The following is an 8,067-nucleotide window of genomic DNA, read 5'->3' as shown; positions in this document are numbered from 1 at the left end:
TCTTTTAGATGTCGGGAGGGAACGGCACCCACCGACACCACCACCAACCGGAAGGGGGCGCAGAGTATGCGCGCCACGTGTGAAGACTGCGGCGATGAGATCGAGATCGATCCCGATGGATTCCGCACGCTCTGCGGCTGTGACGTAGCCGCATGATCAACCCGGTGGGGGTGGGAACGGCACCCGCCCCCACCGGGACACCTCACCAACACCCGATCGAGAGGACTCCGAGATGACGACACCCGCTGAGCAGTACGCCGAGGACCGCGCCACCGTGAAGGCCGACATGGAACAGGCCGTCACGCTCGAATTCGGCGAGTACGTGGGCTACTTGGCCCACTACGGGATCAAGCTGTGGAAGCTCGCGGACAAGCACCCCGCGCGGGAGCTCGCCCACCGCCACCTTCAGAACTACGCGGACGAGGTCTTGGACGAGCTCGCCGCCCGCCAGTAGCCGTACCCGTCCCCCTCCCCCGGGGGCGGGAACGGCACTCGCCCCCGGGGCCACCAACACCCCGGGAGAACCGATGACTACGAAGAAGCAGCCCCCCAGCGAGGCCGTACGGGCACTGCTCGCCGAGGCCCGCGCCGACTACGAGCGAGCGCAGAGCCCCGAGATGAAGGCCGCCGTACGGCTCCAGCAGGGCCAGGCCCGCACCAACGGCAACGCGGCGGCCGGAGCCCCCGGCCACCGCCGGAGCTGAACCCCGGTCCGGGGCGCGCAGCCCGAACAGGCCGGGCGCCCCGGACAACGGGAAGGGCCGGTGGGACACCCCTAGAGGTGACGGCATCCACCGGCCCGCGCTCCCACCAACACCCGGCCCGAAGGCCGAAACGGAAGCAGCTACCAGTATAAGCGCGGACCGGGGCGGGAAGCCCGGCCCGGTCCGCGCCTTTGGAGAACCCGCCATGACGAACGCCATCACCACCCCCGCCCCCGCCGGTACCGCATGGGATCCGTCGATCCCGACCACCACCCACGGTGGCTGTTGGGTGTATCCCGGCAGGCTGGTCCTGGCCATCCCGGGCCGAGAGTGGCCCCATCAGCCCGCCACGTGCCCCCAGCCCTACGACGCCCCCGGGGAGTGGATCGGATCCGGCGCAGACGAAGCGCTGGTGTGCACCGGATGCGGACTTGACATCACCTGAACCGACACCGGTGCAGGTGAACACGACGGGCCCGGACCATTCCTCAACGGGGGTGCTGTCCGGGCCCGCCCGCGCTCCCGGCCGCCGTCGAGGAAACGCGCCGGGGGTGACCAGTCACCGCCTCTCAGCCGGCCCGGGGCGCCGTCGAGGACGAGCGCCAGGACCACGGCCGGGCCGCCGGGCCGGTCGCGGGCCGCCGGTCGCCACGGCGTCGAGGACGAGCACCAGGCCGCCGAGACCGGGCCGCCGCCGAGGACCGTCCGGGGCGCCCCCGGGAGTTGGCTTGTGCAAGCTAAGAAGTGGGCCGAAGTTTCTTCGGATAGGGCTCTGACCTGCGCTTTTACCGGTCTGATGATGGCGCGTCAGATTGACCGTGAACCCCTAGTGCTGTATTCTTTTAGATGTCGGGAGGGAACGGCACCCACCGACACCACCACCAACACCCACCCGAAGGGGAGACATGAACAACGAAGAGCGCGCAGAGTGGGCCGCCATCGCCCTCAACGCCTACATGGACGAGGCGCCCCGCACCCTTGTCCCCATCCCGAACGATTCCGAGCGTGTGCGGTTGGGTGTCGTCGCCGCCGAGGCCATGGCGCGCGCGACCCGAAGTGACTCCGCCGACCACGTCGTCAATGACTACCTCAGCGCCGAACTGATCATCGGCGATCTGATCGTGTACCTCTTCCACATGGTGGACGACAAGGTCACCCCGGATCAGATCATCGCTGCCGCCGAGGAGATGCGCGCCCCCTACCCGGTCACGCTCACGGCGCTGTGCACGGTCGCCGCTGCCGATGCTGGCTACCCGGCCGCGATGCTCGCCGCCCTGATGGAGGCCGCCGCTCACTTCGGGTGTGACGTGTCCGAGACCACCGCCCAGGCGAAGGACTTTTACGAGGAGGAGAAGGCCGAGGAGGAAGCCGAGCAAGACGCGTGACTGAAGCTCCGGGGGCGGGAACGGCACCCGCCCCCGGAGCACCCCACCAACACCGAGAGGACTCACCATGACCGAGCTGACCATGACGGACCGGGCGGACCGGGCCCGCATCGCACTGGACGCGTACACCGCCGAGGCGCCCGCCAATCTGTTCTCATTCCATCTACATGCTGAGCGTGTCCGGTTGGGCGTCGTCGCCGTCGAGGCCGTGGCCCGCGCGACCCGACGAGACCCGGCCACCCTCTCGCAGGAGACCGCCGACGAGCTCTTGGGCGATCTGATCGCCTACGTCTTCTGTCTCGCGGACGGCCGGATCCGCCCGTCCGAACTCACCCGCGCGGCTGAGCAGTTCCGCACATCGCGCCCGATCCGGCTGGACGCTGCCCTTGCTGCCGACGAGGCCGGTATGGGCAGGGTGGCCGCGATGCTGGGCGCGATTATCGACGTAGCCCACGAATACGACTGCGCCGTCACGTGGATGGTCGAGGACGCCGAGGAGTTCCTAGAGGAGCAGAGGGCCGCCGAGGCCGCCGGAGCGTAGGCGCCGGTCCAGGCCCGGACCACCCCCCAACGGGGTGGTCCGGGCCACCAGACACGCCCGAGGGCGAGGGCCAAGCCGCCGCCGAAGCCCCGGCCGGGGCGCCGCAAACAGTTAGCTTGTGCAAGCTAAGAAATCGGGAAGTTTCTTCGAGTAGGTCTCTGACCTGCGGTTTTATGGGTGCTCTGATGGGGTGTCACTTTGACTGTGAACCTTTAGTGCTGTATTCTTTTACATGTCGGGAGGGAACGGCACCCGCCCGACGCCACCACCAACACCCACCGAAAGGACCCGAAGATGGGCGCCCCGACCACCACCGCAGCCCCGATTCCCACCCAGCAGACCCGGACCGCCGGCAAGGAGTACGGCAACGGCAGCAGGGTCATCGTTGCTCTTGAAGGGGCATGGGCCGCCATCCAGGCACGGCACCCGGATGTGCCCAATGTCCTGATGATCACGGGCACGGGGAGCACCGGTCTCAGTGTGAAATGGGGTCACTTCGGCGAAAGCCGCTGGACCGTGGAGGGTCAGGGCGGCACCCACGAACTCTTCGCGGGTGGCGAGCTTCTGAGTCTCGGAGGCCGCGCCACCATGAAGACCTTGCTGCACGAGGCCGCTCACGCGCTCGCCGCCGTCCGGAACATCAAGGACACCAGCAGCGGAAAGCGCTACCACAACATGCGCTTCGTCAAGATCGCCAAGAGCCTTGGGCTTGTGGCCCCCGCCACGCCCGACAGCATCCGGGGATGGTCAGCCTGCACCATCCCCGACGAGACCGCCACGACGTACGCGGAGGCCATCGAGGCACTGGACACCGCCCAGCTTCCGTACGTGTATGACCCGTACGTGGCCTACCACTACGGAGGCAACCAGCCCACCCCCGACCCCGACCCCGAGGGGAACGGCAACGGCGAGCAGGGCGGCACCGCCGGTACCGGTACCGGCGGCGAGGGCGGTACGGACGGTGGCGAGGGCCCCGATCCCCGCCACCCCGGGAAGCCGGGCCCCACGCGCTTCCTGATCATTTGTGCGTGCATCGAAATGGAGAACGACGGGACGACCCCCAAGCTCGACAAGAAGACCGGCCAGCCGAAGCCCGGCCGGGCCATCCAGATCAGCCGGAAGTCCTGGCACAGCGGCACCACCGAGGAGGCCGAGGGCGGGTTGATGTGCGGGAAGTGCCGGGAGTTCTTCCGCAAGGCCGACCCCGACGCCTAGCCCGCAGGGGCCCCGAAAGGGGCCCCTGACACCCCCTCACCCACCGGCCGGCGGACGCGGATGGGGCCCGGTGCGGCATCGAGCCGCCCCGGGCCCCGCTGCCGCGATGGGGGCCCGCCGGACGAAGCAGCTAACAACCTTGTTTGATTGCATCCGGCGCGCCGCCCAATGTTTTGGACATAAACGGGGTCTGAGGGTCTATGATCTGGATCATGGCAGCACCCAGAGGACGACAGCACCGAGGACGGAGCACTGACTTTCCGTCAGACCGCGCCGTCCGTGCTGGCCTCATGCTCCACCCCGGTGACCCCGTACGCGTCGCGTACGAAGAGTTGGTCACGGAGCTGGGGATCAGCGGTGCGGAGGTCATCAGGAAGGCCCTGACGGACATGCACGAGAGGCACCGTCAGGCGCACCCGCGCCCGATCGCTCTGAAGGAGGCCGGATGAGCTGACCGGCCGAGCGGATTGCCGCCGGAATTCCTAACCGGCCCAGCAGCTCGCAAAGCCCCCGACACGGGATCTCAGCCGCCCCACGGTTCCGACACCAAGTAGGCCGAGACCCCTCACCCCAAACGAGCACGTACACCAAGCTGACGGTTTCCTAGGCCGCCGGCCGGGGGTTTCGTGCGTCCTCTGACGCCGAGGAGCGTTGCCATCGTAGCAGCGGGCCGCGGTGGCGGTAGAGGCTTGCCCGACGCAGGTGTGTCACCCGACGCGGCAGCGACGTTTTATCGACAAGGCGAGTCAGGCACCTCTAGCACCACTGCACTCATCGCGCCCCCGCAGTACCGGGGGGCACTCACCCTCCGTGCCGCCGAGGCGAGCGCGGAGGCCCATCACGTTCTGACGCGGTTCTTTGCCGAGCTCTACCCGGAGAAGCGGGTACGGGCCGCCGCAGGCCAGCGGGGTGCGTGGCTCAACTCTTACCCCCCTGATCTGTATGTCCCGGTCGCGGGCATGGACCTTGACCGGCCGGTGGCCGCCCATCTCGCTCCGCGCACCCCGGGCCGGGGACCCCGCCGCTTCCGTTTCATCGTGTTCGATCACGACCCCAAGAAGGTGACGGCCGCCCAGACCGCCGCCGATGCTGCGGTTTTGGCCGAATGTGCACGGGCCGAGGGCATCACGCCGGTACCGGCCGCGTCCGGGAGTCCGGGCGGTATCCACTTGTGGACCGGATGCGCCGAAGGCGTAGCCGCGTCCGTCGCCGCCCGCATCAACGACGCTGCCGCCGCGCTCTGCCCGTCGCTTGACCGGGCGCCCTTGGCCAACCTCACGGACGGACTGGTCAGGCCGCCCGGGGCGGCCCACCGCGCGGGCGGGTACAGCACTCTCCTCATTCACACCGTGGACGAAGCGGTCAGGGTGCTGGGGCCCGATTCAGCCCCCGCGAGCGCGTTCGAGCGTCTGGCCGTTCGGCTGGAGGCGATGGCCGCCGCGCTCCCGCAGGACGACCCGCAGCCGGAGCCGGCCCCGGAGGGCCCGGCCGCCGCCGTGGTGGTCGAGGAGCCCGCGCCGAGGGGGCACCGGTCCCGGAAGGTGCCGCCGTCGATCCGGGCCCGGGGGCCCAGGGTGCGGGCCGTGGTCGAGGACGAGGCCGGATGCCCGCGCGTCGATACGCCATGGCGCCCGCTGGGACGGAAGGCCGCCCGGAGCCTCAGCCAGCGCCCGGCGCCAGGTGACGACCACTCAGCCGCCAAGCACTCCCCCACCCGCAGCATGGCCCTGGCCGGGTGGACCCAGGCCCAGGGGCTCGCCGTCGCGCGGGACGCCGCCGCGTCGCCCGCACTGGAGTACATCCGGACCGAGCGGCAGCCGAACGGCCCGCGCCGCCCGCGTACCACCGAGCAGGTAGAGAAGTTGTGGGCGCGGGTGTGGTTCCTCGCGGTCGAGGACGCGGCCCGGATGCCGCGCCGTCCCGAGGACGACGGCCGCCACCAGGACCACGGCGACGACGCCGCCGAGGCCGTGGCCGACCTCATGACCCGGATGCAGGCGGCCGGGACCGCCCGATGGGCCCGGGAGTCCGGCCCCGCAGACGCCGCCGTCCTCAACTCCCTGTCGCTGCTGATCATGCTGTCCGGCACCACCGACGTGTCCGCCAACGTCCGCCGTCTGGCGATCCTGTCCGGGTACACCGCCCAGACGGCCGCCGTGGCGCTCTGGAGGCTCATCCGGGACGGCTGGATCACGGTCACCGCCGAGGCTGAGCGCCGGGCCGGGAAGGCCCGCCGCGTCACCCTGGCCACGGCCCACGAATGCCCCGACAACGACCATCACCGATGCGCCATCTACGACGTTCCCGCAGTTCACCCGGGGTCTGACAGAAGTGGAACGCCGCGCCCCCCCGCCCCCCCCTCTAGCTCTTCGGAGTTCCTGCGGGCCGTCGCCACCCACCAGCAGGCCGACGTATGGCACGTGCTGGGGCACCACGCCGCACGGACGCTTTGGGCGATCCGGCGGGCCGGGCGGTGCACGGTCCCCGAGATGATGGCAGCCACCGGCTACGGCCGCCGCGCGACACTCCGGCACGCCGAGATGATGACGGCCCTTCAGATGGTCACCCCCGGGCCCCGACGCAAGGGGGTGCCCACCTACCAGGTCCCCCGCACGCGGAGCCTGTACGAGGCCGCAGAGACCGCCCAGAAGAGGGACCCGCGCACCGGTGAGACCTACCCGGCCGCCGGGCGGATGGCCCAGCTCGCCGCCCGGTACCGGCTGGACCAGGCCGTCAGCGAGTGGTGGGCCGCAGAGGAGATCCACAGGTCCCTTCCCCGAGCCGAGCGCCCCCCCCGCGCGCACGCCCACCAGGCCGTCATCCCCGGCATGGACCCCCGCGGCCGGGCCTATCCCCGTGGTGACGACGGCCGCCCCGACCACGTCACCGCCCGCGAGATCGAGGCCGAGCGCATTGGTGCCGTACGCCTCTACGCCCACGCCCACCGGCTCGCCCGCGCCGGACAGCTCATCGACCTCCCCGCGCTCACCGCCGCCGAGCCCGAGGCACCGCCCGCCCGCCGGCGCGGAGGCCGCGCGATCATCCCCACGCGGTACGGATGCCCGCACTGCCACGCCCAGGCCGGCGCCCGGTGCGTCACCCGGGGCACAGGCCGCCCGGCCGCCCGCGTCCACGCCCGTCGCCGCGAGGCCGCCGCCGAGGCCCGCGCTCAGGAACTCGCCACCGCCCGACACGCGGAGGGATGACGTACTGGCCCCGAGGCGGGCCCCGAGGTATAGAGTTCTCCTCAGCACAGCGCACCCCCCGAGCCCACAAGCCGGGGAGGAGCACACGCCGCCGGAGAGCTCACCGCCCCGGCCGGCACAGGGCAGCGAAAGCCGCCCGGCCATCCCTCAGGGAATGGCCACCGGACTTAGCTTGCACAAGCCAAGTCCCGGCATCGTTCGGAAATCTCCGGATGGTGCGAGAGCCCCAGCAGGGGCCAGCGGGCCGCAGGCCCGCCGAGCAGGACCAGCCAGCGAGAGGCCGGCACCCCACCAACCCCCCGGAAATTGGCGCCGTGTTGCCAAGCTTAATTACTGGAATACTAGAAACAGTAATCCGGAAATGGTAAGCTGAGGGCATGTCAGAGATCAGGTCCCGGTACATCGAGATGCCCCGCCCGTACGAGAACGGATACGGGGCGGTTGAGTCAGAGCTGACGTTCCGCGCCAGCGACCGCCGCCGAGCCGCCGAACACCGCGCCGCCGCCATCGAGTTGGCCACCCTCTACGGGGTGGAGTGGCGGACCCCGTGGAGGCTCACGCCCGGATGGACCGTGTACCGGGAGATCACCGAGGGCACCCCGGCAGGGCGCCCCGACGACCGCCGCGTCATCGTCACCGCCCCGGCCCGCGCGCTCGCCCGCTACCTCGCCGCACTCCCCCGCGTCCTGGCCGAGCTGGAGGCCGCCGCCACCCGCGCCGCCCGCAGCTTCGGCCGGTGGCGCCGGTCGCTGCTCGCCACCCTGTCCGGGGCACTGGACTACGAGGACCCGAACACCCTCCGGGTGCGGGCACGCGAGTTCCGTACCGCCGTACTCCGGCAGGTCGTTGGCCATTTGCGGACCCCGCCGGCCCCGGCCAGCAGCGACCCGCGCCGCCCGATGTGGGAGCAGGCCGCCGCCGTTGCGGCCGAGGTCTGGACGGACCGCCCGGTGGACCCGTGGGCGGTCACCGAGGAGGAGGTGACGGCCGTACTGGCCAGCATCATCCGGCCTCAG

At 70.8% G+C, this 8,067-nt stretch carries 7 protein-coding genes and 1 pseudogene; 7 read left to right on the top strand and 1 reads right to left on the bottom strand.

Annotation, left to right across the window (positions count from 1 at the left end):
* Positions 1–232: 232 nt before the first annotated feature.
* The 5 genes from FF041_RS22500 to FF041_RS22485 all read left to right on the top strand — a co-directional run bounded on the left by FF041_RS22500 (position 233) and on the right by FF041_RS22485 (position 3,845).
* Complete coding sequence (locus tag FF041_RS22500; protein ID WP_153524482.1) at positions 233–454, top strand: hypothetical protein; 222 nt, start codon at positions 233–235, stop codon at positions 452–454.
* Between the two features lie 73 nt (positions 455–527).
* Complete coding sequence (locus FF041_RS38055; RefSeq protein ID WP_194292124.1) at positions 528–704, top strand: hypothetical protein; 177 nt, start codon at positions 528–530, stop codon at positions 702–704.
* Positions 705–1,609: 905 nt separating this feature from the next.
* The gene (locus tag FF041_RS22495; protein ID WP_153524481.1) at positions 1,610–2,089 is read left to right on the top strand and encodes a hypothetical protein; all 480 of its coding nucleotides are present in this window, start codon (positions 1,610–1,612) and stop codon (positions 2,087–2,089) included.
* A gap of 67 nt (positions 2,090–2,156) precedes the next feature.
* Complete coding sequence (locus FF041_RS22490; RefSeq protein ID WP_153524480.1) at positions 2,157–2,630, top strand: hypothetical protein; 474 nt, start codon at positions 2,157–2,159, stop codon at positions 2,628–2,630.
* Positions 2,631–2,924: 294 nt separating this feature from the next.
* Positions 2,925–3,845 carry a hypothetical protein gene (locus tag FF041_RS22485; protein WP_153524479.1) on the top strand — a complete coding sequence of 307 codons (921 nt, stop codon included), beginning with the start codon at positions 2,925–2,927 and terminating at the stop codon, positions 3,843–3,845.
* 263 nt (positions 3,846–4,108) lie between these two features.
* Here the strand turns inward: FF041_RS22485 and FF041_RS40125 are convergent, their stop codons facing one another.
* Positions 4,109–4,240, bottom strand: coding sequence for a hypothetical protein (locus FF041_RS40125; protein WP_267133220.1), 132 nt, complete (start codon positions 4,238–4,240; stop codon positions 4,109–4,111).
* 564 nt (positions 4,241–4,804) lie between these two features.
* Here FF041_RS40125 and FF041_RS22480 point away from each other — a divergent pair.
* Together FF041_RS22480 and FF041_RS22475 are read left to right on the top strand one after the other, a co-directional pair.
* Positions 4,805–7,051 (top strand): zinc finger domain-containing protein, encoded by a 2,247-nt coding sequence (locus FF041_RS22480; RefSeq protein ID WP_153524478.1) that lies wholly within the window; start codon positions 4,805–4,807, stop codon positions 7,049–7,051.
* Between the two features lie 377 nt (positions 7,052–7,428).
* A pseudogene (locus FF041_RS22475) lies at positions 7,429–8,067 on the top strand (hypothetical protein); the annotation flags it as partial.

Origin of the sequence: Streptomyces jumonjinensis (genome assembly GCF_009600885.1) — a bacterium.
GTDB lineage: Bacteria > Actinomycetota > Actinomycetes > Streptomycetales > Streptomycetaceae > Streptomyces > Streptomyces jumonjinensis.
This window is presented reverse-complemented; position numbering and strand designations above follow the sequence as displayed.

Excerpts from the sequence above, each read along its gene's own strand:
- FF041_RS22495 (WP_153524481.1), top strand. The coding sequence starts at position 1,610 with ATGAACAACGAAGAGCGCGCAGAGTGGGCCGCCATCGCCCTCAACGCC.
- FF041_RS22480 (WP_153524478.1), top strand. The coding sequence starts at position 4,805 with ATGGACCTTGACCGGCCGGTGGCCGCCCATCTCGCTCCGCGCACCCCG.
- FF041_RS22500 (WP_153524482.1), top strand. The coding sequence starts at position 233 with ATGACGACACCCGCTGAGCAGTACGCCGAGGACCGCGCCACCGTGAAG.
- FF041_RS22490 (WP_153524480.1), top strand. The coding sequence starts at position 2,157 with ATGACCGAGCTGACCATGACGGACCGGGCGGACCGGGCCCGCATCGCA.
- FF041_RS38055 (WP_194292124.1), top strand. The coding sequence starts at position 528 with ATGACTACGAAGAAGCAGCCCCCCAGCGAGGCCGTACGGGCACTGCTC.
- FF041_RS22485 (WP_153524479.1), top strand. The coding sequence starts at position 2,925 with ATGGGCGCCCCGACCACCACCGCAGCCCCGATTCCCACCCAGCAGACC.